The sequence below is a fragment of the Micromonospora sp. DT31 genome (genome assembly GCF_049841795.1).
In the GTDB taxonomy this organism is placed as follows: Bacteria; Actinomycetota; Actinomycetes; order Mycobacteriales; family Micromonosporaceae; genus Micromonospora.
Genome location: NZ_JBNCKZ010000009.1, coordinates 195084 through 219537 on the forward strand (window position 1 = coordinate 195084; position 24454 = coordinate 219537).

Sequence of the window (24454 nt, forward strand, 5' to 3'; positions counted from 1 at the left end):
GGAGGACGCTTGACACCGGGTCATGATCGAATACTTGTCGTGTCCTGGTGTTGAGGCGATCGTAGAGGTATCAGGCGTGGCCCTGTCCGCATGCGAGGATGTGGCCATGGGCCTAGCGGATGCTCTCGCTGAGTGGACGGACGTGGACGGCGCTCAGTACGAGTTGGGCCGAGCGGTGGGCTTGTTTACGGATCTCACGTTTTTGCAGGTCAAGTGGGTGTTCTGGTCGAACAATCTGCTCGGTCAGTCGCTTTGGGGCATGCTGCATGCGTTGGTGAAGGCTGGCGTCCTGGAGTACCGCGACGAGCCCGACCACCAGTTTCGATGGAAGACGGCAGCACCGCTCGATGGCCTCATGGCTGAGCGTTCGTGGTGATCTGGTGTTTGGCCTTGGTGCGGTTCAGGTCGGTGGTGCTGCGCCGGGGGACGGCCTTGATCGGAGTGTCGGCGTCGTAGACGGTGACGGTGTGTTCGTCCAGGACGACGGTGACGAGCTTGCGGCCGTGCACGACGCCGACCTGGATGCGTTGCCCGGCGACTTGGATGCTTCCGGTGATCGATACGACCCGCTCGACCGCAGGCGTGGCGGCGGGTGACGGGAGCGGGGAGGCGGGTCGGGCGTCGCGGATGCGGCCGAGCGAGGTGGGCGGCAGTGGGCAGCGCAGGGTGCGGCGTAGGTGCCCGGCGTCGTCGATGACGTGCAGGAGGATGCCGTCGAGGCGGATCCGGACGCGTCGGCCGGCAAGGGGCATGCCGACGCTGATCTGCCGGCCGGCGCTGCCCGGCAACGGCCCGGCGGTTTCCGCGACGCGCCGGTCGCCCGCTCACCGGCACTGGTTGGTCTTGCGGGTGACCGGCGCGGATGAAGGCCGTGTGCAGCCCGCCGTCCTCGTCGGTTGCGATGGCGACGGTCCTGACCTGACGGTTTTCACCGAACGCGCGCCGGGCGGCGGGTGGATGGGCGACCGCACCAGACGCGGGCCGGCGCGGTGCGGACCAGGATGCCGCCGGCCAACGGCGCCAGGACCGCCAGCAGCCCGCCCGCGATCGCCACCACGAAAACCGGGGCGAGCGGGGTCGTGATCAGGGAGCCGAGGCGCGGTCCGACGAGCAGCATGACGCCGGCCCCGACCAGGAACGCGAGGGCGAAAGACACGGCGAAGCCGTGCACCACCCACCAGGCGGTCGGGCTGCCGTGCCAGAGCCCACGTAGCACGGCCACCACCGCCACCGTGCACCCGGCCAGGGCGAGCCAGTTACCCGCGCCTCCGACCTCGGCGAGAAGCGCCACATCCACGGCAAGGGTGTAGGCCCACCAGAACGCCAGCAGCAGTACGGCCCCGACGACGCTGGACGGCCGCCGCAGCGGCTCCCGCCCAGAGGCCAGCGGACCGGGCTCCACCCGCTCGTCGGTCATCGCCGGATCGTACGGGCCGAGGACGTGCAACGCCTGGCGCGCGTCTGAGCGCAGCACCCCGTCAACCAGGTGCTGCCCGACCTGGCCGAGACACAGGACACCATGTTCAGTTGTCCGGCAGCTAGTCCGCGCCTGCCGCGCGATCGCAGCACGTGGAGTGTGGCCGTCACTCGCCGGCAAGGGAGCTGAACTGGATGCCGGCCAGCCGCCAGCCCTCGGGCAACTCGATCCAGGTTTGGCTGACGCGAACGGTCAACGCCAAGTCTTGACCGCGCCAGCTCGATCGGCTGCGCTGCACGCACCGGACGATGGCCGCGTGGCCGTAGAAGGACACCTCTACTTCGCGGCTCTCCAAACTGGTGTAGGCGAACTCGGCGAACTTGCCAATCCACTGTGCCTTGTCAAGCACATAGCCCTGCTCGCCAATGGACCGAAAATCGTCGGCGAGCAGTGCGTTCAGCATGTCAACATCCGCGCTTACCTCGGTCTCGTCGAAGGCACGCCGGAGTCGATGAACGTTGGAGACCACGATCGGATCCTGCCAGACCGTCCTCTCCGGTAGAGCCCGATCGGGCGGAGGGGCGGCAAGCGCGAGCGAGGGCTTGGCGGGATGCGCGACCACATCCAGATGTCGGACGGTGGTGCCAGCCTCTGGGGGCATGAAGCTCCTTGCCGTGCAGCGCGTTGCCCTGAGCGTCGACTTCAACCTCTTCCACGCGCGGGATGTGTGGTGCGATGCCGGCGACGACAACGAGTCGTACCAGGATGCGCAGGGCCGGGTAGCCGGCGCGTCCACCTACCAGATCAGCGTCCCGGCCTCCTCGTACCCGCCCAGGACGGGACTTGAGCTACGGGTCTGGGCCGGCGAGCCCGAGCCGGATGATCCGGTGCGTGCCGCCACGCGCGACGGGCGGGATGGTTGAGCCGGCTGACTGACCGCAGCATGGTTGCGCCCCGGCCATAGCATCGACTCATGTCGACGTACGGGTGGATAGGCCTCGTCATCGCGACCGTCGTCGCGTCGGGCTCGATGGCGTGGCTCCGGCGAGCCCGGCGAGACCGGCCGCGTACCAGGGAACAGCAGCGGCGGGAGGCGGCGCGGGCGGCGCGGTCGATACGAGGGAGTGCACTGCGCCCGAACCGGGACATCTTCGAGCGGGGCCGTGGTGTGCCGGATCGGCACTCCGGTGCCATCGTCGAGAACAGCGTCCTGGGGGACGCGGCCGGCGGCGACGGAGGCGGCGGTGGAGGCGGTGGGGACTGACACGTACGTCGCTGCTCGACCTGAGGAGAGGTGACCATGCCGCGGGTGTTCCTGCGGCCGGGTGATCTGCACGCGCTGGTGGTGGAACAGTTCGGCGGCGACCGGCGGGTCGCCGTCCTGGAGCGGGTGACGGGCGGCAGCAAGAAGCTCTACCGGTACGCGCAGACGCTGTCCCTGGTCGAGGGCCCACTACGGATCGCGGACACCGACTTCCCGGACCGCGAGTGGATGCTGGACCTGGCCGAGCACCACATCACCAAAGCACTCGCCGCGACCTGACGCATCCCGCTCCCGCGACCAGCCCGGCACCTCCCCGACGGCCCGGCCAGGACGCCGGCCCCGCCGCCACCGTCGCCGGAGACGAGCGGACACGACGCGCAGAGGTTGCAGGCGAGCCGCCGGGCAGCGAAGCGGCGGTGTGGCTCAGGGAATCTGTGGCATGCCGGGGGCTGGCGTGATGCCGTATTCGGCGAGCCAGGTGAGCACGTCGTCCCGGTGCGCGTGGACCAGTGACCCGCCGGTGAAGCGGGTGTCGTCGGTGACCTCGGCGACGACCTGCGGGGGTGGGAGGAACGAGCGCGCCGCCTCGTCGGTGGTGAACTCGGCCTCCGCCAGGATCAGCCCGTGAAGCGGCGGGTCGAACACGTCGATGCCCAGCGGAGGCACGCTCAGGCGGGTCTTGGACAGCGTCGCGGCGGGCAGGTGGGCGAGCAGTTCGTATTCGGCCCGGGACAGGTAGACATTCGTGATCAGGCCTTGAACGTGGCCCGGTCGCCGGGCGGGGACCTTCTGGGTGAGCTTGAGTTCGCAGGCCCCGCCGGGGAGGCTCTCGACACGCCGCAGGCGCAGCCGGGTCCCTGCCAGGTACCGGTCGGTGATGCGGCGGCGAGCGACGGCGGTCGACGCCAACGGCGACCTGGCCAGCAGGAACCGTCTCTCCCGCTCGACCCGCGCGTACTTCTGCTCGCGGACGGGACCGTCCGGCGTCGAGTCCTTCCGGGTCATCACGTACCGGTCCTCGTGGCAGCTGTCATCGACCCATTCTCGGTGAGGACGGTGAACACGGACGTACCCTCCCCGGCCCGCGCTGGCGCCGTGATCGCCGGACGGGACGGGTGCGCGCGCATAGCAGATCGACTTTGTTGCCGAGGTCTGTCCACAACCACCTCCGTTGTCCACAGGCAGGCAGCTGGGTGACTCGTTCGGCCGGTCGACCCGGGCAGGCTGCACCCGGCACGTCCGAGTCCGACCGATGGAGGCCGCCATGGCGCCCCGCACCCCGATCCCGCCGTACCGTCGGCTGCCCCTGCTCGTCACCGCCGACGGTGACCTCCTGGACGAACTGTTGCGGCTCGCGGCGGCCGGCGGCACCGAGGTCGAGCTGGCCGCTGATCCGGCGGGCGCCCGGGCCCGCTGGTCGCCGGCGCCGCTGGTGCTGGTCGGCGCCGACCAGGCGGCGGCCTGCCTGCGGGCCCGCCTGCCCCGGCGCGCACGCACGGTCCTGGTGGGTCGCGCCGGCCAGCTCGATCCGGGTACGGAGTTGGCCGAGCTGATCGGCGCCGAGCATGTCGCGACGCTGCCGGCGGCGGAGCCGTGGCTGGTCGACCGGTTCGCCGAGTGCACGGCCGATCCCGCCGGCTCGGGGCCGGGCCGGGTGGTGGCGGTGCTCGGCGGGCGCGGTGGGGCCGGCGCCAGTGTGCTGGCCGGCGGGCTCGCGGTCAGCGCCGCCCGGGCGCGGCTGCGCACGTTGCTTGTCGACGCCGACCCGCTGGGCGGTGGTGTCGACCTGGTGCTCGGGTGGGAGCAGCTCGACGGGCTGCGGTGGCCCGAGCTGGCTGGCACGGGCGGGCGGGTCGACCCGCCGTCGCTGGTCCGTGCGTTGCCCAGCCGAGGCGACCTGGTGGTGCTCTCCTGGGATCGGGGCGATCTGCGGCACCTGCCGGCCGAGGCGATGGCCGCCACCGTGGACGCCGGCCGGCGGGGGCGGGACCTTGTCGTGCTCGATCTGCCCCGACACCTCGACGACGCGGCCGTGGTGGCGCTCCAGGCCGCCGACCGCGCCCTGCTCGTCGTACCGGCTGAGCTGCGGGCGGCTGCCGCGGCGGCCCGGGTCGCCGCGGTCGCGGCGCCGCACTGCGTCGACCTGTCGGTGATCGTCCGCGGCCCGGCGCCCGGCCGCCTCCGCGCGGCCGAGGTGGCCCGGGCGCTCGGGCTGCCGCTCGCCGGCACGCTGCGACCCGAGCCCGGCCTGTGCCGAGGGCTGGAGCGCGGGGAGGCACCCGGCGCGAGCGGCAAGGGGCCGCTCGCCGTGCTCTGCCAGCGACTCGTCGACGAGCTGACCGGGCCGTCGACGGCGGGTGCGGCGTGAGCGGGCAGACCGATCCCGAGGAGCTCGTCGCCCGCGTCCGGCACCGGTTCGCCGCCGACGCGACCCCGGTCACGCCCGCGGCGATCGTCTCCGCCGTACGCGCCGAGCCGGCGACGGCCGTCCTCGGCGACACCACGCTGCTGCGGATCGCCGACCGGGTGCACGACGACCTGATCGGCGCCGGTCCGCTCGCTCCGCTGCTGGCCGACCCGCAGATCACCGACGTGCTGGTCAATGGGGTGCGGGTGTGGGTCGACCGGGGGGAAGGGCTGCACCAGGTCGCCATTCCGCTAGGCACGGTCGACGACGTACGCCGGTTGGCGCAGCGGCTGACCGCCGCGGCCGGTCGCCGACTGGACGACGCCTCGCCCTACGCCGACGCGCGGCTGCCCGACGGCACCCGCCTGCACGCCGTGCTGCCTCCGGTGGCGACCGACGGCCCTTACCTGTCGCTGCGCACCTTCCGTCAGCGGCCGTTCACCGTGGACGAGTTGGTGGCCCGGGGCACGGTGCCCGCGCCGCTCGCCCCGCTGCTCGCCGCCGTGGTGGCCGCCCGTCTCGCGTACCTGGTCAGTGGCGGCACCGGTTCGGGCAAGACGACCCTGCTCAACACGCTTCTCGGTCTGGTGCCGGGCACCGAGCGGATCGTGCTGGTGGAGGACGCCGCCGAGTTGCGCCCGGTGCATCCGCACGTGATCGGGTTGCAGGCGCGCACCGCGAACGTCGAGGGCGTCGGCACGGTCGGGCTCGGCGACCTGGTGCGGCAGGCGCTGCGGATGCGCCCGGACCGGCTGGTCGTCGGCGAGTGCCGGGGTGCCGAGGTGGTGGATCTACTCGCCGCGTTGAACACCGGCCACGACGGCGGAGCGGGCACGCTGCACGCCAACGCCCCGGGTGACGTGCCGGCCCGGCTGGAGGCGTTGGGGATGCTCGGCGGTCTGCCCCGGCCCGCGTTGCACGCCCAGGTCGCCGCCGCGTTGCAGGTCGTCCTGCAGCTGCGCCGGACAGGCCAGGGGCGGGTACTGGACTCGGTCGGCCTGTTGCTGCCGGAGGGGCCGGACCGGGTGGTGACCGTGCTTCCCGCCTGGACCCGGGCGCGGGGCCTCGGTCCGGCCGCCCGGGCGCTCGGCACGCTGCTACGGGAGCGTGGTGTGCCGGTGCCGCCGGTCCTGCTGGCCGTCCCGTCCGATCAGGTGCGGCCGTCGTGACCGGCGAACTCTGGCCGGCGGTGCTGCTGCTGGCCGGTGCCACAGTGGTCGCCTGGCCGGTACGCGCCGGCCGGGCCAGGCGGCGGGTGGTGCTGGAGCCGGCGGCCTCGACGCCCCGCACACGCGGGGAAGGCGCCGGCCGGACGGGCCGGGAGGCTGGGCGCGGCCCTGTGCCGGGCACCCGAAGCATGCGGCCCGCCGGGTCCTTGCTGTCCGTCGAATCCATGCGGTCCGTCGGGTCCGTGCTGTACGCCGGCTCGATGCGGTCCGTCCGGCGTGCGCTGCCGCTGGCGGTGCTGGTCGCGGGTGGGCTCGGGGCGCTGTTGGGCGGTCCGGTGGCCGCCTTCGTGCTGGCCGCCTACGGTGCGCTGGCGGTCCGCGCGGTGCTGCGTCGGCGTCACCACCGGGCCGCCGCGCTGGCGCACCGCCGTGACCTCGACCGGTTGGCTGCGGTCGCCGCCGACCTGCGGGCCGGGTTGCCGGCCGACGGGAGTCCGGCCGACGGCCCGGGACGGCTCGCCGGATTGGCCCGGGCCGCCGGCAAGCTGGCCGACCGCACCGGTGCGCCCCTGGCCGAGCTGCTTGAGCGCATCGAGGCCGACGCCCGCGCGACAGAGCGTGGCCTCGGTGCTGCCGCCGCCCAGGCGGCCGGCGCCCGGGCGACCGCCTGGCTGCTCGCCGCGCTGCCGCTGGGCGGGATCGGCCTGGGCTACGGCATCGGGGTGGACCCGGTGGCCGTGCTCCTGCACACGCCGGTGGGTGGCGGCAGCGCCGCGGCAGCGGTCGCCCTGCAGGTCGGCGGGCTGCTCTGGGCCGAGCGACTCGGCGTCACGCCGGGGCGGGTGGCCTGATGTCCCGCCAGGTGCTGGCCGCGGTCTGCCTCGGCGGCGCCGCGTCGCTCCTGGTCGTCACCAGGCCGGTCGTCCGCCCGGCACGCCGGTTACGCCGTCTCGCCCCGGCGCCTGACCGGCGCCGGCCGGCATGGTGGCCGGATCGGATACGGCTGGGCGCGGCGCTGGCCGCGGTGGCCGTGTCGGTGGTCGTCGGCGGCGGGACGGGCCTGTGCCTCGGGCTGCTGGCCGGCGTAGCGGCCGACCGTCTGCTCCGGCGGATCGAGCCCCGTGCCGTCCGGGATCGGCGGCTGCGGGAAACCGCCGATCTGCCGCTCGCCGCCGACCTGCTGGCCGCGGCGTTGCGGGCGGGTGCGCCGGTGGACCGGTCGGCGCTTGCCGTCGCCGAGGCGCTCGGCGGGCCGCTCGCCGACCGGCTCGGCCGGGTCGGCCGCACGCTGGCTTTGGGCGGTACCGCCGCCGAGGCGTGGTCGCACCTGGAGCCGGTACCCGGGTCGGGCCCGCTGGTCGGGGCGGCGGTCCGCTCGTCGAACAGCGGTGCGGCTCTGGCTCGCGCGCTCACCCGGCTCGCCGACGACCTGCGCGCCGAACGGTCGACCGCGGCCGAGGCGGCGGCGCGGCGCGCGGGTGTGCTCATCGTGCTGCCGTTGGGGCTCTGTTTCCTGCCCGCCTTCATTCTCGCCGGTCTGGTGCCGGTGATCGTCGCCGTCCTCGGCGACGTGCTGTGAATCATCGAGAAGGGACGTACGAGATGCGTAAAGTCCTCGCCCGCCTGCGGGGCGACGCCGGAATGAACACCGCCGAGTACGCCGTGGGCACGCTCGCGGCGGTCGCCTTCGCCGGCATCCTGCTGAAGGTGCTCACGTCCGGCAACGTGCAGTCCGCGCTGACCGCCGTCATCGACCGGGCCCTGAAGTGACCGGGCGCCGGTGGGCCGGTCGTGTTCGGTGGGTCCCCTGGGCTGCCTGCGGCGGTGTCGCCGGTGCGCACCGCCGGGGAGACCTCCGGGAACGAGGCTCCTTCACCGCCGAGCTGGCGGCCGGCCTGCCGGCGCTGATGCTGCTGCTCCTCGCCGGCCTCACCGCGGTGAACGCGGTGACCACCCGGGTCGGCTGTGTCGACGCGGCCCGGGAGGCGGCACTCGCCGCGGCCCGGGGTGAGTCCGGCTCGGTGGCCGGCACCCGGTACGCCCCCGCCGGCGCGGAGGTGTCGGTGACGGTCGACGGCGACCGGGTGACGGCGACCGTTCGAGCCCCCGTCCGGACCGGCGGTGCCCGACTGCCTCGGCTGACCGTGTCGGCCGAGGCGGTGGCCGCCGTGGAGCCGGGCGCACCGGGGCCGGTGCCGTGAGGCGCGGGAGGACCCCTGGAGGCGATATCCCCGCGACGGGTGCGATGCCGCCGACGGGCGAGATGACGCCGACGGGCCCGGTTGCCCGGTCAGGGCTGGGCACGGGCGGACCGACGTCGGCTGACCGGGGTGGAGCGACCGTGTGTCTGCTCGCCGTCGGGCTGGTGTTCGTGCTGGTCGGGAGCTTCGGTGCGGCGGTGGGAGCGGCCCGGTGCGCACGTCACGAGGCGCGTAACGCGGCCGACTTCGGTGCGCTGGCCGGTGCACGCGGGATTCTCGGCGGCACCGGCGACGCGTGTGGACGTGCCGGGGCGCTGGTGTCGGCCAACGGCGGCCGGATGACCGACTGCCGGGCCGACGGTCTCGACGTGATCGTCACCGCGCGGGTACGGGTGGTGCCGCTGCCCGGGCTGGCCCGGGAGGCCACCGCGACCTCCCGGGCCGGCCCGAGCCGGGACACCGACCGAAGACCGGTACCGGACGGGGAGACCGACCGATGACCGGTACCGAACGACGGCACCGGCCGGTGCCCCCGGGCCGGGCGGAGCGCTGTCGGTGTGGTGCCCGACGGTCAGCGGGACTGGAGGGCGTCCAGGCCCACCGCCATGGCGATGACCAGCCGGCGGTCGATCTGCGGGTGCTGGATGTCGACGACGTACTTGTCGCGCAGGCCCCACTGCTTGTCGACCGAGAAGAACGGCTGGCCGCCGGCTGCGAAGTCGAAGTGGTAGGGCAGCCAGGAGAGCGAGTCGACGAACCGGCGCAGGATTGCCACCGGCACGTTGCGCTCCTGGCCGGTCGCCTGGGGCAGGCCGGGCTGCTCGACGTGCCACGTCGAGCGCAGCAGCGACTGGGCGAAGTCCTTGCGGAACAGGCCGATCGGGTTGCCGGCGTGGTCCGTCACGTCGTACGTGGCGCCGAGGTCGAGCCGCTGCCGGGCCTTGAAGCCGAGGAGGGGGTACTGCTTGGTGTCGTCGGTGTAGATGGTCACCTGCTCCTTGAAGGCTATCCGCTTCTGCTGCGCGAACGCCAGCAATCCGCCTTCCGAGCCGTCGGGTGCCACCGCGTGCACCTCGTACTGGTTGACCATCATGCGGAGCCGCTGACGGACGATGAAACGGTGCTGGGCCTGCAAATTGTCGAGCGACATGCGATCTCCTTCAGGGGTCCGCCGGAGTCTCGCACACAAGACCACAGGCGTGCCGACCCCGATTCCCCGCCCGGACGAGCGGGGTCGGCACCCCGACCGCCCGCCCCCGGCACCCGACCGCCCGCAACCGGCACCGGCCAGGTGCGCCGGCTCGCCGGGACGGCGGCGGGAATGCGCCCGGCTCGCCGAGGTGGTGCTTTCGGGCGGTGCGGGCACCACCGTCTCGGCGAGCCGGCGCGCCCGGGGCGTTCGCCGCGCGAACACGATCAACGTCCGTCGACTGTCGCCTTCATGGCCCAGCTGTTCAACACCTGATGGATGCCGCGCAGGCGCTCGTTGATCTGTTCCAGTCGTTCTGCCTGCGCCAGGTTCGCCAGTGCCGTACCCAGCGCGATCTGCTGGTCGGGGGTGAGGCTTTCCTGGTCGATCGTGTAGAGCAGTTCGACGGTCTCGGCGATCGTGTCGGCCACGGCGGCACCTCCGGAGGGACGGATCTGGGTCACCTCTGCGCTACCGAAATGATGCATGGAAGCGCTCCCATACATCAATGCCCCAACGGTGCCATGGTCATGCACGCTTCTCACCTGCCAGATACCTGGCCCCACACGACCGACATGCCCGGCCCTCAAGTCGGGTGCCGTGAGCCGGCCAACTCGGGTGCCGGTGAGCCGGCCCCAACTCGGGTGCCGGCGAGCGGATCAGTCCGAAGCGCCGGTCGTCGACGCCCGGCCCGCCCGTTCCCCCTGCCGGGGCAGCACCCCGGCCGGCCCCGCGCCGGGGTCGACCTCATCGGGACGGTCGTCCGCCCCGGAGTCGTCGGGCAGGCCGTCCGCAGCGCACGCTCCCGAACCGCCCGGCCCCGGACCAGAGCCACCCGGACCAGAGCCACCCGGAACCGCGCTGGCGGGGCCCGCCGTGGTCGTGGCGAGGTTGGCCAGCACCACGTCGAGGACCGTGACCGCCTCCGGCTTGGCCAGCGGGTTGTTGCCGTTTCCGCATTTCGGCGACTGCACGCAGGACGGGCAGCCGGTCTCGCACCCGCACTCGGCGATGGCGTCCCGGGTGGCGCGCAGCCAGGCGGCGGCCGTCGCGTACGCCCGCTCGGCGAAACCCGCCCCGCCGGGGTGCCCGTCGTAGACGAAGACGGTCGGCGCCTCGGTGTCCGGGTGCAGGGCGGTCGACAGGCCGCCGATGTCCCACCTGTCGCAGGTCGCCATCAACGGCAGCAGGCCGATCGCGGCGTGTTCGGCGGCGTGCAACGCGCCCGGCACGTCCGCCGCCGCGACACCTGCGGCGGCCAACGACCCGGGGGAGAGCGTGAACCAGACCGCGACGGTACGCAGCTCCCGGGCCGGCAGGTCCAGCGGACGGGTGTCGATGACCTCACCGGTGGCGATGCGCCGCCGCTGGTACGACACCACCTGGCTGGTCACGTCCACCTCGCCGAGGAAGAGCCCGACCGGCCCGGCGTCCACGTACGAGCGCACGGCCACCACGGACAGTGAGGTCACGTCGCGGGCGTGGGTGGACCAGTCCGGCTCCTCGGCGTGCACCAGCGCGCACCCGTCGGCCAGGTCCAGCGAGTCGACCAGGTAGGAGACGCCCTGGTGCAGGTAGACCGCGCCCGTGTGCAGCAGGAAGTGCGCGGAGCCGCCGTCGACGGTGCCGAGCAGCCGGCCGGTGGACTCCTCCACCACGCAGACCGGGGCGCCGCCCTCGCCGCGCAGGTCCACCTCGGGACGCTCCCGGTGCCGCCAGTACCAGCCGGTGGGCCGCTGCCGCAGCGCCCCCGTCTCGACGAGCGAGTCCACCGCCTCCTTCGCCCCGTCGCCGAACAGCTCCAGGTCGGCCGGAGTGAGCGGGGCCTCGTGCGCGGCGCAGGCAAGCTGCGGCGCGAGCACGTACGGGTTGGCCGGGTCGAGGACGGTGGCCTCCACGGGCCGCCCGAACAGCGCCTCGGGGTGGTGCACCAGGTAGGTGTCGAGCGGGTCGTCCCGGGCCACCAGCACGGCGAGCGCCTCGTCGCCGGAGCGTCCGGCCCGCCCGGCCTGCTGCCAAAGTGACGCCCGGGTGCCCGGCCAGCCGCAGATCAGCACCGCGTCCAGCCCGACCAGGTCGACGCCGAGTTCCAGCGCGTTCGTGGAGGCGAGCCCGAGCAGCTCGCCGCGCAGCAAGGCCCGTTCCAGCTCCCGCCGTTCCTCCCGCAGGTAGCCGGCCCGGTACGCGGCCACCCGGTCGCCGAGCCCGGGGACCGCCTCGTCGAGTGCCCGGCGCGCGTTCGCCGCGACCACCTCGGCGCCCCGGCGGGACCGGACGAACGCGAGCGTGCGTACCCCCTCGATCACGCTGTCGGCGAGCAGGTCGGCGGTCTCCCGCAGCGCCGACCGGCGGACCGTGGCCAGGTCGGCGACCGCCGGGTCGGTGGAGTGCGGCGGCAGCAGCGGCGGCTCCCACAGCGCGAAGGTCACGCCCCCGCGCGGCGAGGTGTCCTTGGTGACGGCGGTGACGGGCAGGCCGGTGAGCCGCCCGGCCGCCGTCGCCGGGTCGCCGGACGTGGCCGAGGCCAGCAGGAACGTCGGGTTGCTGCGCGAGCCCGCGACCGCCGGACCGGGGGTACGCCCGAAGCGGGCGCACTGCCGGCGCAGCCGGCGCAGCACGTGCGCGACGTGTGAGCCGAAGACGCCCCGGTAGGTGTGGCACTCGTCGACCACCACGTACGCGAGGCGGCGCAGGAACCCGGACCAGTGGGCGTGCCCGGGCAGGATGCCGTGGTGCAGCATGTCCGGGTTGGTCAGCACGAACCGGGAGTGCCGGCGGATCCACTCCCGTTCGGCGCGTGGCGTGTCCCCGTCGTAGGTGGCCGGGCGGATTCCGTCCAGTTCCAGGCCGGCGACGGCGCGGAGCTGGTCGGCGGCGAGCGCCTTGGTCGGGGCGAGGTAGAGCACGGTGGCGCGGGGGTCGGCCAGCAGCGTGCTCAGTGCCGGCAGCTGGTACGCCAGGGACTTGCCGGACGCCGTGCCGGTGGCGACCACCACGTGCCGGCCCGCGTACGCCAGCTCGGCGGCCTCGGCCTGGTGCCGCCACGGCGCGGTGACGCCGCGCCGCGCGAACGCCGCCCGTAGGTCCTCGGGGGCCCAGTCGGGCCACCCGACGGGCTCGCCGACGCGGGCCGGGACCCGTTCGACGTGGGTGACCGGGTCGGTGGGGTGGCGCAGCCGCAGGTGACGCAGCAGCTCGACCGGGGCACGCCGCGGGCCGGAGCTGTCGTCGGTCACGTTCTGCACTCTCGCACTGGTGTTCGGAATTGGGAACCGCGGGGTGGGGGTATGGGGAGGGTCCGACCGGTGACCCGAAGGGCCACACGGGGGGATGGTTAGATTCCCAGGAGAGTTTACCGAGGAGGGGCCGATGGAGCTGTCGCTGGCGACCCGCGTGGTGGGGGAGCACACGGTGCTCGAGGTCGGTGGTGAGGTGGATGTCTACACCGCCCCCCGCCTGCGGGAACGGCTCCTGGAGTTGATCGACGGCGGGGCCCGGCGCGTGGTGGTCGACCTGGACCGGGTGGACTTCCTGGACTCGACCGGGCTGGGTGTGCTGGTCGGCGCGCTCAAGCGGCTGCGCGCGGCAGGGGGCTCGTTCGCCCTGGTCTGCGACAAGGAGCCGCTGCTCAAGATCTTCCGGATCACCGCGCTGGACCAGGTCTTCCCGCTGCACCCGACGGTCGACGCGGCCATCGCCGCCGACTCCACCGGCGCGTGATGGCCACCGTCAAGCTGTCCTTCTCCCCGGCTCCGGTGCACGTGCGTACCGCCCGCCTGGTCGGCGTGGCGGTGGCCCGCCGGGCCGGCGTGCGGGAGGGTCTGCTGGACGAGGTGCGCCTGGCCATCGGTGAGGCGTGCACCCGGGCGGTCGCCCTGCACCGGCAGTACGGCGTGGCCGAACCGGTGTACGTGGAGATGTCCGACGGCGGCGGCTACACGGTGCGGGTGGTGGACCGGGCGCCGATCGAGGCGGGTCTGGGCCTGGCCGCGCTCGGCCCGGACGAGTTGGCCAAGGAGTCCCTCAGCGAGGACGCGCTGACCACCGGCGTCGGCTTCGCGTTGCTCGCCGGTTTCGTGGAGGACCTCCAGGTCCGGCCGGTCGACGACGGTGTCGGCACCGAGGTGCGGATGTCCTGGCCGGCGGGCCGCGCCTGACCTGTGCGCTCGTGGAGGCCGCGTTCCCGTAGGGGCGCGGCCTCTTCGTGTTGGCCGACCTCTATATCAGATTTGTTTTCATAACACAGTTATGAAGATCATCGAGGCGGGGTGGCCCCTCGATGTGACCTCCACCACGGGCGACGGCTACAGTACCCGGGTTGTCAGCAAGTGATCGCGTTCCGCAGCCAGCGGAAACGGGTGTTCATCGCTGGTCCGCCGCGGTGGGTCGGCGCGCGCTTGCAGTTCGCATCCAGGCGTCGGCCGTGCGTCTCCACGAGCCGACGCGAGTGTTCGGTACAGGAGGACATAGATGTCCGGGACCTTGGCCGCCGACGGCGGCGCACTGTCCCTTACCGGAGCCAACGTGACGTACGTCGTCATCGCCGCGGTCATCGCGCTGGTGGCGCTCGTCTTCGCGGCCGCCCTCACCAGGGCGGTCCTGGCGGCCGGTACGGGAACCACAAACATGCAGGAGATCTCCGGGGCGGTGCAGGAAGGCGCCTCGGCGTACCTGCTGCGACAGTTCCGCACCCTGGCGATCTTCGTGGTGATCGCCGTCGTGCTGCTGTTCCTGCTGCCGGTGCACGACACCGACGGCAACGAGACGCTGGTGAAGGTCGGCCGCTCGGCGTTCTTCGTGGTCGGTGCGCTGTTCAGCGCGTTCATCGGCGGGGCCGGCATGTGGCTGGCCACCCGCGCCAACCTCCGGGTGGCCGCCGCCGCCCGGGAGCGCGAAGGCGGCCGCGAGGGCGCCATGAAGATCGCCTTCCGGACCGGCGGCGTGGTCGGCTTCCTCACCGTCGGCCTGGGCCTGTTCGGGGCGGCGCTCGTCGTGCTGCTCTACAAGGGCGACGCGCCGACCGTGCTGGAGGGCTTCGGCTTCGGCGCCGCGCTGCTCGCCATGTTCATGCGGGTCGGCGGCGGCATCTTCACCAAGGCCGCCGACGTCGGCGCCGACCTGGTCGGCAAGGTCGAGCAGGGCATCCCGGAGGACGACCCGCGTAACGCCGCCACCATCGCCGACAACGTGGGCGACAACGTCGGCGACTGCGCCGGCATGGCCGCCGACCTCTTCGAGTCGTACGCGGTCACGCTCGTCGCGGCGCTCATCCTGGGCCGGGCCGCGTTCGGCGAGACCGGCCTGGTCTTCCCGCTGATCATCTCCACCATCGGTGTGCTGGTCGCGATCATCGGCGTCTTCATCACCCGGCTGCGCGCCTCCGACCGCAACGCCCTGACCGCGATCAACCGGGCCTTCTACATCTCCGCGGTGCTCTCCGCGGTGCTGGTGTCGATCGCCGCGTTCGTCTACCTGCCGGCCACGTTCGCCGAGCTTGAGGGCGGGCTGACCGACGTCGACCGCAACCCGCGGATGGTCGCCATCGGCGCGGTCGTGATCGGCATCGTGCTGGCCGCCGCGATCCAGGCGCTGACCGGCTACTTCACCGAGACCAACAGGCGTCCGGTGCAGGACATCGGCAAGAGTTCGCAGACCGGCGCGGCGACCGTCATCCTCGCCGGCATCAGCATCGGCCTGGAGTCGGCCGTCTACTCGGCACTGCTGATCGGTGCCGGCGTCTTCGGCGCGTTCCTGCTCGGCGGCAGCTCCATCACGCTGTCGCTGTTCGCGGTGGCGTTGGCCGGTACCGGCCTGCTCACCACCGTCGGTGTGATCGTCGCGATGGACACCTTCGGGCCGATCTCCGACAACGCCCAGGGCATCGCCGAGATGTCCGGTGACATCGACGAGCACGGGGCGCAGACGCTCACCGAGCTGGACGCGGTCGGCAACACCACCAAGGCGATCACCAAGGGCATCGCGATCGCCACCGCCGTGCTGGCCGCGACCGCGCTGTTCGGCTCGTACACCGACTCGCTCCGCACCGCGTACGAGGACGCGGGCGTGGGCGACATCGGCAACGAGATCCTCAACGCGCTGAACGTGGCCAACCCGCGCAACCTGGTCGGCCTGATCATCGGTGCGGCGGTGGTCTTCCTCTTCTCCGGCCTGGCCATCAACGCCGTGTCCCGCTCCGCCGGGGCCGTGGTGATGGAGGTCCGCCGCCAGTTCCGTGAGCTGCCCGGCATCATGGACCGCACCCAGCGGCCCGAGTACGGCAAGGTCGTCGACATCTGCACCCGGGACGCGCAGCGCGAGCTGTTGACGCCCGGTCTGCTGGCCATCCTGGCCCCGATCGCGGTCGGCTTCGGCCTCGGCCCCGGCGCGCTCGCCGCGTACCTGGCCGGCGCGATCGGTGCGGGCACGCTGATGGCGGTGTTCCTGTCCAACTCCGGTGGCGCCTGGGACAACGCCAAGAAGCTGGTCGAGGACGGCGCGTACGGCGGCAAGGGCTCCGCCTCGCACGAGGCCACCGTCATCGGCGACACCGTCGGCGACCCGTTCAAGGACACCGCCGGCCCGGCGATCAACCCGCTGATCAAGGTGATGAACCTGGTCTCGCTGTTGATCGCGCCGGCCGTGGTGGCCTGGAGCGTGGGCGACGACAAGAACAACCCGCTGCGGATCGCGATCGCCGTGGCGGCCGCGCTGATCATCGCGGCGGCGGTGGTGTTCAGCAAGCGCAAGGGTGTGGTGATGACCGACTCGGACACCGACGCCGGCAGCTCCGACCAGCGGCCGGAGACGGTGAACGCCTGATCGGTGCCACGGTTCCCGGTCGGCCGTCGCCGACCGGGAACCGTGCCGTCGAGGCTCGGCGTGACAAGCCTGAACGGTGGCGGTTCCGCCCGGACGTCGTACTCTGCAACGCATGCGTACGCGCCGGGCGGCAACCGCCGGAAAGCTCACGGTGGTCCTGGCCACGCTGGTCCTCGCGGTCGCCGGGTGCGGTGGCGGCCCCAGCCCTCGTGCCTGGGCCTCGTCGGTCTGCCAGGCGCTCACCCCGTGGCGCGCGGAGATCTCCAAGCTGACCAGCAGCACCCAGCAGCAGATGACCGCGCAGACCACCCCGGCGCAGGCCAAGGAGAATCTGGTCCGGCTGTTCGCCGGCGCCGAGCAGGCCAGCGAGACGGCCCGGCGCAAGGTCGAGGAGGCGGGGGTGCCGGAGGCCGAGCGTGGCGCCGAGGTGTCCGCCGGGTTCCTCGGCTCGCTGAGCAAGATGCGCGACGCGTACGGGCGGGCCCGGGACACCGTCGACGGGCTCGACACCGCACAGGCCGGCCCGTTCTACGACGGCGTGCGCGCCGCCGTGGCCACGCTGAACAAGGAGTACGACGCGAGTGCGCTGGACACCAGCAAACTCAATTCGACCGAGCTGAAAGAGGCCTTCGACGAGGTCCCGGAGTGTCGCTGACGCCTGCATCCCCGAACCCGGCCCGCCAGCCCTCGTTGTTCTCCACCGAGGCGGCCGACCCGGCGTTGGCCGACCTCGCCGGCCTGCTCGCCGGGCCGGGTGAGGTGGGGCGGATGGGCGGCACGGCCCGGCTCTCCGTGGTGGTGGACGCCGCCTGGCGGGTGCACGTGCTGGTGGCCGAGCTGGGCGCCCGGGGCGTGCCGGCGAGCTGGGAGCCGACCGGGGACGGGCGGCACCGGGTGCGTACCGCGTACACGAGCATGCTGGCGCCGCTCGCGCGGGCCTGGCTGCGCGGCACGGCGAAACGGCCGCCGGCCCGCTTCCACCTGGACGGGCGGCGGCTGCGGCTGTGGGTGGCCACCGCGGGAACCGCCGAGCCGGCCGGGTTCCGGCTGGGACTCGGCCCGGCCGACGAGCAATGCTGGCCGACGGTACGCGCCGCGCTGGCCACGGTCGGTCTGCCGGCCGCGTTCGTGGAGCCGGGCGAGGGCGGTCCCGCGTACCGGATCGGCGGACGGCGGGTGACCCGGCTCGCGGAGCTGGTGGGGGAGCGGCCGGCGGCCGCGCCGGCGGGCGAGTGGCCGGGTGCGCCCGGCTGATCGACCCGCACCGCCTGCTGTCCGAAGCCGGACATCGGACGGCGGCGGTTCGCGCGGCGAAACGCCCGCTGACGGCTACGCCGGGTGCGCGCGATCGTCACAGTGACCCGCCTGCCGCCCTACCCACGGTGTACGGTGACGCCGTCCGGCAGGGTGCGGCCGGCGGTCGCCGGAAGACCACCCGTTCTGCCGCCCACGAAACCGGGGACGCGGACGGCGCGTTACGTTGGACATCCGGAGCGCCCGTGGTCCGGGCGACGCAACACGGCCCGGAGCGGGCATGGCGAGGAAGTGAGGTCGGGGAGAGACGTGCCGAGCAAAGCTGGAACCACCCGTCTGGTCATCGTCGAGTCACCGGCGAAGGCCAAGACGATCTCGGGCTACCTGGGCCCGGGGTACGTCGTGGAGGCCAGCTTCGGCCATGTCCGGGACCTGCCCCGCAATGCCGCAGACGTGCCGGCGAAGTACAAGGGTGAGCCGTGGGCGCGGCTCGGCGTCGACGTGGACAACGGCTTCCACGCCCTCTATGTGGTCTCCGCCGACCGCCGGCAGCAGATCAACAAGCTGGTGAAGCTGGCCAAGGAGGTCGACGAGATCTTCCTGGCCACCGATGAGGACCGCGAGGGCGAGGCGATCGCCTGGCACCTGGTGGAGACGCTCAAGCCCAAGGTGCCGGTCAAGCGGATGGTCTTCCACGAGATCACCAAGCCGGCCATCCAGGCCGCGGTGGCCAACCCCCGGGAGATCGACCGCGACCTGGTCGACGCCCAGGAGGCCCGGCGCATCCTCGACCGGCTGTACGGCTACGAGGTCTCCCCGGTGCTGTGGAAGAAGGTCATGCCGAAGCTCTCGGCGGGCCGGGTGCAGTCCGTGGCGACCCGGATCGTGGTCGAGCGGGAGCGCCAGCGGATGGCGTTCCGCACCGCCGAGTACTGGGACATCCTGGCCACGCTGGCGGTGGGCAAGCCGGCTGACGGCCCGCGTACGTTCCACGCCACGCTCGTCGCGCTCAACGGCGACCGGATCGCCACCGGCAAGGACTTCGAGCCGACCACCGGTCGCGTGCGGCCCGGCGCCGGCGTGGTCCACCTCGACGAGGGTGGCGCCCGTGGGCTGGCCGCCCGTCTGGCGGACCGGCCGTTCACGGTCACCCGGGTCGAGGAGAAGCCCTACCGCCGCCGCCCGTACGCGCCGTTCATCACCTCCACCCTCCAGCAGGAGGCGGCCCGCAAGATGCGGTTCTCGTCCCAGCAGACGATGCGCACCGCGCAGCGGCTGTACGAGAACGGCTACATCACCTACATGCGTACCGACTCGGTCAACCTGTCGGAGACCGCCATCACGGCGGCCCGCCGGCAGATCGTCGAGCTGTACGGCGAGCGCAGCGTGCCGCCGGAGCCGCGCCGCTACACCGGCAAGGTGAAGAACGCGCAGGAGGCGCACGAGGCGATCCGCCCCGCGGGGGACAACTTCCGCACCCCGGGCGACGTGGCCAAGGAGCTGTCCGCCGAGGAGTTCAAGCTCTACGAACTGATCTGGCGGCGCACCATCGCCTCGCAGATGACCGACGCGGTCGGCTCCAGCGTCTCGGTGCGCATCCGCGCGGTGTCCTCCGCCCAGGAGGAGGCCGACTTCGGGGCCACCGGCAAGACCATCACAGACCCGGGTTTCCTGCGCGCGTACGTCGAGTCCAGCGACGACGAGAACGCCGAGGCCGAGGACGCCGAGCGCCGGCTGCCCACGCTCGTCAAGGACCAGCCGCTGACCGCCGACGAGCTGAACGCGCAGGGCCACCACACCCAGCCGCCGTCGCGCTACACGGAGGCGTCGCTGGTCAAGTCGCTGGAGGAGCTGGGCATCGGCCGGCCCTCGACGTACGCGTCGATCATGCAGACCATCCAGGACCGCGGATACGTGGTCAAGCGTGGGCAGGCCATGATCCCGTCGTTCCTGGCGTTCGCGGTGATCGGGTTGATGGAGCGGCACTACCCGCGCCTGATCGACTACGACTTCACCGCCAGCATGGAGAACGAGCTGGACGAGATCGCCGGCGGTGACCACGCCGCGGTCGACTTCCTCACCGCCTTCTACTTCGGCAGCACCAACGGCACCGGCGACCAGGCCATCGCCCACGCCGGCGGGTTGAAGAAGCTGGTCACCGAGAACCTCAGCGAGATCGACGCGCGCAGCGTCAACTCCATCCCGCTGTTCACCGACGACGAGGGGCGCGAGGTCGTCGTCCGGGTCGGCCGCTACGGGCCGTACCTGCAGCGGGAGTTGCCGGGTGGCGAGCAGCCGGCGTCCTCCGCCGAGGGCGAGGAGGGCGGCAGCCAGGGCGACCGGGCACCCATCCCGGAAGGGCTGGCCCCCGACGAGCTGACCCCGGAGAAGGTGCACGGGCTGTTCCTCGGCGGCGGGGGTGAGCGCAAGCTCGGCGACGACCCGTCGACCGGCGAGCCGATCGTGCTCAAGTCCGGCCGGTTCGGCCCGTACGTGGCAAGCGGCGAGCGCAAGTCGTCGCTGCTGCGCTCGCAGTCGCCGGACAGCCTCACCCTGGACGAGGCGCTTCGACTGCTCAGCCTGCCCCGGCTGGTCGGGCTGGCGCCGGACGGCACCGAGGTCTTCGCCAACAACGGCCGCTACGGCCCGTACGTCAAGCGCGGTGACGAGTTCCGCTCGCTGGACTCCGAGGACAAGATGTTCACGGTGACGCTCGACGAGGCGCTGGCGCTGCTGGCCGCCCCGAAGGCCCGTCAGCGTCGGGCCGCGGCGCCGCCGCTGCGGGAGATGGGCGCCGACCCGCTGACCGAGAAGCCGCTGGTGATCAAGGACGGCCGGTTCGGGCCGTACGTCACCGACGGCGAGTTCAACGCGTCGCTGCGGCGCGGGCAGACGCCGGAGGAACTGACGCTGGAGCAGGCGTCCGAGATGCTCGCCGAGAAGCGCGCGAAGGGCCCTGCCCCGAAGAAGGCCGCCCCGGCGAAGAAGACGACTGCCGCCAAGAAGACGACGGCCGCCAAGAAGACCACGGCCGCCAAGAAGACGACGGCCGCGAAGGCGACAGCCGCGAAGAAGGCCCCCGCCAAGAAGGCCGCCCCCAAGAAGGCGACTTCCACCAAGGAGTGATCGTGGAAGGAAATGGCCCGTCTGTGGGCCCTTTCCCTCCAAGACCGTCAGGAACCGAGGACCTGGCTCAGGTAGGGGTTCTGGAAGAGGCGGGCGGGGTCCAGGCGGGAGCGGAGGGACTGGAAGGCGGCGAACTTCGGGTACGCCGTGGCCAGTGACTCCGCGTCGCGCCAGTGCAGTTTGCCCCAGTGCGGCCGGCCGCCCAGTTCGGTGGCCACCTGCTCGAACGCCCGGAAGTACGGCTCGTACGGCATGCCGACGTACTGGTGGACGGCGACGTACGCGGAGTCCCGCCCGTACGAGTGGGACAGCCAGATGTCGTCGGCGGCGGTGAACCGCACCTCGACCGGGAACAGCACCTTGAACGGCAGCCGGTCGATGATCCGGCGCAACCCGGCCAGCGCGGTGGGCAGGGCGTCGCGGGGCAGCCCGTACTCCATCTCCACGAAGCGGACCCGGCGTGGCGTGCAGAACACGTGGTCGGAGCGGCCGGTGTAGGTGCGTTCGGTGAGCGCGCGGGCGGAGACGGCGCTGATCCGGGGGGCGAGGGCGGGCACGGCGCGGCCCAGGCGGCAGGCGCCGGCGAAGACGGTGTTGGCGAGGAACTCGTCGTCGAGCCAGCCGCGCCAGCGGGGCAGCGGCCGGTCGTCGGCGGCCACCCGGTCGTTGGTCTTGACCTGCACCCGGTCGGTGTACGGGAACCAGTAGAACTCGGCGTGGTCGTGGGATCCGTACAGGCCGGGGAGGTCGTCGAGCACCTCGGCCAGCGGCGCCGGGCGCTCGTGTGCGCGCAGCACGAACGCGTCCACGCAGCGCAGGGTGACCTCGACGAGCACGCCCAGCGCGCCGAGGCCGACGCGGGCGGCGTCGAACACGTCGCGGTTCTCCTCGGCCGAGCAGCGCAGCACCTCGCCGGTGCCGGTCACCAGCGTCAGCCCGGCCACGAACGTGGACAGGCAGCCCAGTGTCGCCCCGGTGCCGTGGGTGCCGGTGGAGAGCGCACCGGCGATGGTCTGGGCGTCGATGTCGCCGAGGTTCGGCACGGCCAGCCCGTGGCCGGCGAGAAGTTCGTTGAGCGTGTGCAGTGTCATCCCGGCCGGTACGGTGACCAGGCGGCGTGCCACATCGACGCTGATGTCGGTTTCCAGGTCGGCGAGGTCGATGCGGTGCCCGTCGGTGACGGCGGTGGCGGTGAAGGAGTGGCCGCTGCCGGTGGCGCGGATGGTCTGCCCGGCGGTCGCGGCCCGGCGGACCGCGTCGGCGATGTCGGAGACGGTGCGGGGGCGCACGGTGTGCAGTGGGGTGCTGTGCTGGTTGCCGGCCCAGTTGGACCAGGCGGCGGTGGTACCGGTCATCGCGGCCACTCCTCGACATGAATATGAAGTGAATTCATATCAGGAACGTTGTTCGTGGTAAATACCGCAATCGAGCCCGACTCGTTGTACCGGTAGTCACACGCACGTGACGTGTAGATATCTTCATCCGTCGAAGGGGGGTGGCGCCGAGTGTCCACACCAGCCGCCACGACCGGGCCGCTGCGCCGGGTACCGGTGCAGGGTCGAAGTGTCGCGCGGGTCCAGCGGATGCTGGACGCCTGCGCCGAGCTCGTCGACGAGGTGGGGTACGAGGGGCTGACCACGACCCTGCTCGCCGAGCGCGCCGAGGTGGCGATCGGGTCGGTCTACCAGTTCTTCCCGGACAAGCGGGCCATCGTGCAGGCGTTGACGCTGCGCACCATGGAGTCCTACCTCCAGCGGCTCGACGAGCGGTTCGCCTCGGACGACCTGACCCACTGGTGGGACGGGGTCGACGCGGCGATCGACGAGTACATCTCGATGCACCGCACCGTCCCCGGTTTCCGTACCCTGCACTTCGGCGACGTGGTCGACCTGCACCTGCTGGACGACCAGCGGGACAACAACGGCGTCATCGCGGAGCAACTCGCCCGCGTACTCACCGAGCGTTTCGGTCTGGCCGGCGTGCCCGACCTGCGGTTCCACCTGGAGGTCGCGGTGGAGGCCGCGGACGCCCTGATCAAGCTGGCCTTCCGTCGCCGGACCGACGGCGACGAGCGGGTGCTGGTCGAGGCGAAGGCGCTGATCCGCGAATACCTGCACCGGCAGGTCGACGCCCCGACCGAGGTCGCCCAGAAGGCTTGAGCGGCACGCCGACCGGCGGGTTCCCGGGTGCCGGGGCCCGCCGTCGTCATGCCCAGGGTCAGAGGAAGGCGTGCCCGTCGCCCCGGTAGGTGGGCACGGTCGCGACCACCGCGTCCCCGTCGACCAGGTGCACCTCGTTGACGTGTTCGCACAGCTCGCCGGCCTTGGCGTGACGGAACCACACCCGGTCGCCCACGCGCAGGCCGTCAGCGGCGGCCCCGGCGAGCGGGGTCTGTACCTCACCGGCGCCCTCCGCGCCGAGCAGCTTCAGCCCGGCCGGCAGCCACGGCCGGGGCAGCCGGCTGCCCGCCGCCTGACCGGAGGCGATCCAGCCGCCGCCGAGCACGGTGGCCAGCCCGGGGGCCGGTCGGCGGACCACCGCGCAGGCGAAGAACGCCGCCGGGGTCGGCCGCCACGCACGGTACGCGTCGAACAGCGTCGGCCCGTACAGGCCGGAGCCGGCGGTGACCTCGGTGACCGCGGGGTCGGCGCTGGTGGCGGCCACGCTGCCGGTGCCGCCTCCGTTGACGAACTCCAGGTCGGCGTGCTCCCGCACGGCGGCGACCGCGGCGGCGCGGCGGGTCAGCAGTTCCCGGTACGACCCGCGCTGCGCCACCCGGATCGCCGAGCCGAGCACCGCCTGCCCGGGCGGGGCGTCACCGAGACCGGCGATCTGCGCCTCGTACGACATGAGGCCGACCAGCCGGAAGCCCGGCCGACCGGTGACCGTGGCGGCGAGCGCGCCGGCCGCGGCGGCGCTGTGCACCGGGGAGCGGCGGACCCCGACGTGCACCCGCCCGCGCAGCGGGCGCCAGGAGGCGTCCAGGTCGAGGCAGATGCGCAGCGCGGGCCGGCGCGCGGGCGGGCACACCCGGTCGATCAGGTCGAGTTGGGCGGGGTCGTCGACCATCAGCGTCACCGCGTCGGCGAGCGCCGGGTCGGCGGCCAGGTCGGCGAGCCCGCCACGGTGCGTGGTCGGGTACGCGACGAGCACGTCGTCGCTGATCCCGGATCTGGCGAGCCACACCGCCTCGGGCAGCGTGAAGGCCATCACACCGTGCCAGCCGGGACGGGCGAGCGCCCGGGTGACAAGTGCCCGGACCCGGATCGACTTGCTCGCCACGCGCAGCGGCTTGCCGCCGACCCGGCCGGTCAGGGCGTCGGCGTTGGCGTCGAAGGCGGTGAGGTCGACCACCGCGTACGGCGGGTCGAGGTGAGCGGTCGCCCGGTCGAGGCGATCGCGAGTTTCGTCACGGTCGATGGCCACGTGTGCACGCTAACTCTCGGGACGGCAATGCGAAACACCCTCGCGTCTGTCTGGGCTGCGGACGGTGGTACCGGCGGCCTAGGCTCGGCGAGCAGGCGAATGTCGCGGGGGGCGGCGCCTCCTGCGCGACTAGAGTGTTCCACCGGGAATGCCCAGCTCTGGACAGGCACGTGGAGGTACGG

Annotated in this window: 25 protein-coding genes and 1 pseudogene; 17 read left to right on the forward strand and 9 right to left on the reverse strand. The window is 72.8% G+C overall.

Annotated elements, in window-relative coordinates:
* Positions 1-76: 76 nt before the first annotated feature.
* Positions 77-376 carry a hypothetical protein gene (locus tag ACLQ2X_RS17715; protein WP_425682131.1) on the forward strand — a complete coding sequence of 100 codons (300 nt, stop codon included), beginning with the start codon at positions 77-79 and terminating at the stop codon, positions 374-376.
* Here ACLQ2X_RS17715 and ACLQ2X_RS17720 read toward each other — a convergent pair.
* The 3 genes from ACLQ2X_RS17720 to ACLQ2X_RS17730 all read right to left on the reverse strand — a co-directional run bounded on the left by ACLQ2X_RS17720 (position 354) and on the right by ACLQ2X_RS17730 (position 2078).
* Positions 354-788: a hypothetical protein gene (locus tag ACLQ2X_RS17720; RefSeq protein ID WP_425682132.1), complete on the reverse strand. Its 435-nt coding sequence runs from the start codon at positions 786-788 to the stop codon at positions 354-356. The two genes, ACLQ2X_RS17715 and ACLQ2X_RS17720, sit on opposite strands and share 23 nt — an antisense overlap.
* 140 nt (positions 789-928) lie before the next feature.
* Positions 929-1417, reverse strand: a complete 489-nt coding sequence (locus ACLQ2X_RS17725; RefSeq protein WP_425682133.1) for a hypothetical protein — start codon at positions 1415-1417, stop codon at positions 929-931.
* Between the two features lie 166 nt (positions 1418-1583).
* On the reverse strand, positions 1584-2078 hold the full coding sequence (locus ACLQ2X_RS17730; RefSeq protein ID WP_425682134.1) for a nuclear transport factor 2 family protein: 495 nt from the start codon (positions 2076-2078) through the stop codon (positions 1584-1586).
* Here ACLQ2X_RS17730 and ACLQ2X_RS17735 point away from each other — a divergent pair.
* Both ACLQ2X_RS17735 and ACLQ2X_RS17740 read left to right on the forward strand, forming a co-directional pair.
* The gene (locus tag ACLQ2X_RS17735; RefSeq protein ID WP_425682135.1) at positions 2077-2340 is read left to right on the forward strand and encodes a hypothetical protein; all 264 of its coding nucleotides are present in this window, start codon (positions 2077-2079) and stop codon (positions 2338-2340) included. The two genes, ACLQ2X_RS17730 and ACLQ2X_RS17735, sit on opposite strands and share 2 nt — an antisense overlap.
* Positions 2341-2825: 485 nt before the next feature.
* Positions 2826-2960: pseudogene (locus ACLQ2X_RS17740) on the forward strand (aminoglycoside phosphotransferase); the annotation flags it as partial.
* A 144-nt stretch (positions 2961-3104) separates the two neighbouring features.
* Here ACLQ2X_RS17740 and ACLQ2X_RS17745 read toward each other — a convergent pair.
* Positions 3105-3689: a hypothetical protein gene (locus ACLQ2X_RS17745; RefSeq protein ID WP_425682136.1), complete on the reverse strand. Its 585-nt coding sequence runs from the start codon at positions 3687-3689 to the stop codon at positions 3105-3107.
* A 256-nt stretch (positions 3690-3945) separates the two neighbouring features.
* Between ACLQ2X_RS17745 and ssd the strand changes: the two genes are divergently transcribed.
* From ssd to ACLQ2X_RS17780, 7 genes are all read left to right on the forward strand, one after another.
* Positions 3946-5049, forward strand: a complete 1104-nt coding sequence (gene ssd / locus ACLQ2X_RS17750) for a septum site-determining protein Ssd (RefSeq protein WP_425682137.1) — start codon at positions 3946-3948, stop codon at positions 5047-5049.
* Positions 5046-6257: a TadA family conjugal transfer-associated ATPase gene (locus tag ACLQ2X_RS17755; protein ID WP_425682138.1), complete on the forward strand. Its 1212-nt coding sequence runs from the start codon at positions 5046-5048 to the stop codon at positions 6255-6257. Before ssd ends, ACLQ2X_RS17755 begins: the two co-directional genes overlap by 4 nt.
* Positions 6254-7108 (forward strand): hypothetical protein, encoded by an 855-nt coding sequence (locus ACLQ2X_RS17760; protein ID WP_425682139.1) that lies wholly within the window; start codon positions 6254-6256, stop codon positions 7106-7108. Before ACLQ2X_RS17755 ends, ACLQ2X_RS17760 begins: the two co-directional genes overlap by 4 nt.
* Positions 7108-7836, forward strand: a complete 729-nt coding sequence (locus ACLQ2X_RS17765) for a type II secretion system F family protein (RefSeq protein WP_425682140.1) — start codon at positions 7108-7110, stop codon at positions 7834-7836. The genes ACLQ2X_RS17760 and ACLQ2X_RS17765 overlap by 1 nt, the downstream gene beginning before the upstream one ends.
* Before the next feature lie 23 nt (positions 7837-7859).
* Positions 7860-8027 carry a DUF4244 domain-containing protein gene (locus ACLQ2X_RS17770; RefSeq protein WP_425682141.1) on the forward strand — a complete coding sequence of 56 codons (168 nt, stop codon included), beginning with the start codon at positions 7860-7862 and terminating at the stop codon, positions 8025-8027.
* A 113-nt stretch (positions 8028-8140) separates the two neighbouring features.
* The gene (locus ACLQ2X_RS17775; protein WP_425682171.1) at positions 8141-8458 is read left to right on the forward strand and encodes a TadE family type IV pilus minor pilin; all 318 of its coding nucleotides are present in this window, start codon (positions 8141-8143) and stop codon (positions 8456-8458) included.
* A 62-nt stretch (positions 8459-8520) separates the two neighbouring features.
* Positions 8521-8958 carry an Rv3654c family TadE-like protein gene (locus ACLQ2X_RS17780; RefSeq protein ID WP_425682142.1) on the forward strand — a complete coding sequence of 146 codons (438 nt, stop codon included), beginning with the start codon at positions 8521-8523 and terminating at the stop codon, positions 8956-8958.
* 71 nt (positions 8959-9029) lie between these two features.
* Here ACLQ2X_RS17780 and ACLQ2X_RS17785 read toward each other — a convergent pair whose 3' ends face one another.
* The 3 genes from ACLQ2X_RS17785 to ACLQ2X_RS17795 all read right to left on the reverse strand — a co-directional run bounded on the left by ACLQ2X_RS17785 (position 9030) and on the right by ACLQ2X_RS17795 (position 12892).
* On the reverse strand, positions 9030-9608 hold the full coding sequence (locus ACLQ2X_RS17785; RefSeq protein WP_425682143.1) for a hypothetical protein: 579 nt from the start codon (positions 9606-9608) through the stop codon (positions 9030-9032).
* Between the two features lie 266 nt (positions 9609-9874).
* A complete protein-coding gene (locus tag ACLQ2X_RS17790) occupies positions 9875-10078 on the reverse strand; it encodes a hypothetical protein (protein ID WP_425682144.1) in 204 nt (67 codons plus the stop codon).
* A gap of 228 nt (positions 10079-10306) precedes the next feature.
* Positions 10307-12892 carry a DEAD/DEAH box helicase gene (locus ACLQ2X_RS17795; protein ID WP_425682145.1) on the reverse strand — a complete coding sequence of 862 codons (2586 nt, stop codon included), beginning with the start codon at positions 12890-12892 and terminating at the stop codon, positions 10307-10309.
* 124 nt (positions 12893-13016) lie between these two features.
* Here ACLQ2X_RS17795 and ACLQ2X_RS17800 point away from each other — a divergent pair, with 124 nt between their 5' ends.
* The 6 genes from ACLQ2X_RS17800 to topA all read left to right on the forward strand — a co-directional run bounded on the left by ACLQ2X_RS17800 (position 13017) and on the right by topA (position 20846).
* Entirely contained in the window at positions 13017-13367 is a 351-nt protein-coding gene (locus ACLQ2X_RS17800) for an STAS domain-containing protein (protein WP_425682146.1), read from the forward strand.
* Positions 13367-13804: an ATP-binding protein gene (locus ACLQ2X_RS17805; protein ID WP_425682147.1), complete on the forward strand. Its 438-nt coding sequence runs from the start codon at positions 13367-13369 to the stop codon at positions 13802-13804. The genes ACLQ2X_RS17800 and ACLQ2X_RS17805 overlap by 1 nt, the downstream gene beginning before the upstream one ends.
* Before the next feature lie 313 nt (positions 13805-14117).
* The gene (locus ACLQ2X_RS17810) at positions 14118-16466 is read left to right on the forward strand and encodes a sodium-translocating pyrophosphatase (RefSeq protein WP_425682148.1); all 2349 of its coding nucleotides are present in this window, start codon (positions 14118-14120) and stop codon (positions 16464-16466) included.
* A 112-nt stretch (positions 16467-16578) separates the two neighbouring features.
* Positions 16579-17121, forward strand: a complete 543-nt coding sequence (locus ACLQ2X_RS17815) for a hypothetical protein (protein WP_425682149.1) — start codon at positions 16579-16581, stop codon at positions 17119-17121.
* Positions 17112-17720: a hypothetical protein gene (locus ACLQ2X_RS17820; RefSeq protein ID WP_425682150.1), complete on the forward strand. Its 609-nt coding sequence runs from the start codon at positions 17112-17114 to the stop codon at positions 17718-17720. Before ACLQ2X_RS17815 ends, ACLQ2X_RS17820 begins: the two co-directional genes overlap by 10 nt.
* 309 nt (positions 17721-18029) lie before the next feature.
* Entirely contained in the window at positions 18030-20846 is a 2817-nt protein-coding gene (gene topA / locus ACLQ2X_RS17825; protein WP_425682151.1) for a type I DNA topoisomerase, read from the forward strand.
* Between the two features lie 47 nt (positions 20847-20893).
* Here topA and ACLQ2X_RS17830 read toward each other — a convergent pair whose 3' ends face one another.
* On the reverse strand, positions 20894-22210 hold the full coding sequence (locus ACLQ2X_RS17830; RefSeq protein WP_425682152.1) for a D-arabinono-1,4-lactone oxidase: 1317 nt from the start codon (positions 22208-22210) through the stop codon (positions 20894-20896).
* A gap of 219 nt (positions 22211-22429) precedes the next feature.
* On the opposite strand from ACLQ2X_RS17830, the gene ACLQ2X_RS17835 reads away from it, so the two are divergent.
* Positions 22430-23005, forward strand: coding sequence for a TetR family transcriptional regulator (locus tag ACLQ2X_RS17835; protein WP_425682172.1), 576 nt, complete (start codon positions 22430-22432; stop codon positions 23003-23005).
* Positions 23006-23063: 58 nt separating this feature from the next.
* On the opposite strand, the gene ACLQ2X_RS17840 is transcribed toward ACLQ2X_RS17835, so the two are convergent.
* Positions 23064-24272, reverse strand: coding sequence for an amino acid deaminase/aldolase (locus ACLQ2X_RS17840; RefSeq protein WP_425682153.1), 1209 nt, complete (start codon positions 24270-24272; stop codon positions 23064-23066).
* Positions 24273-24454 lie beyond the last annotated feature (182 nt).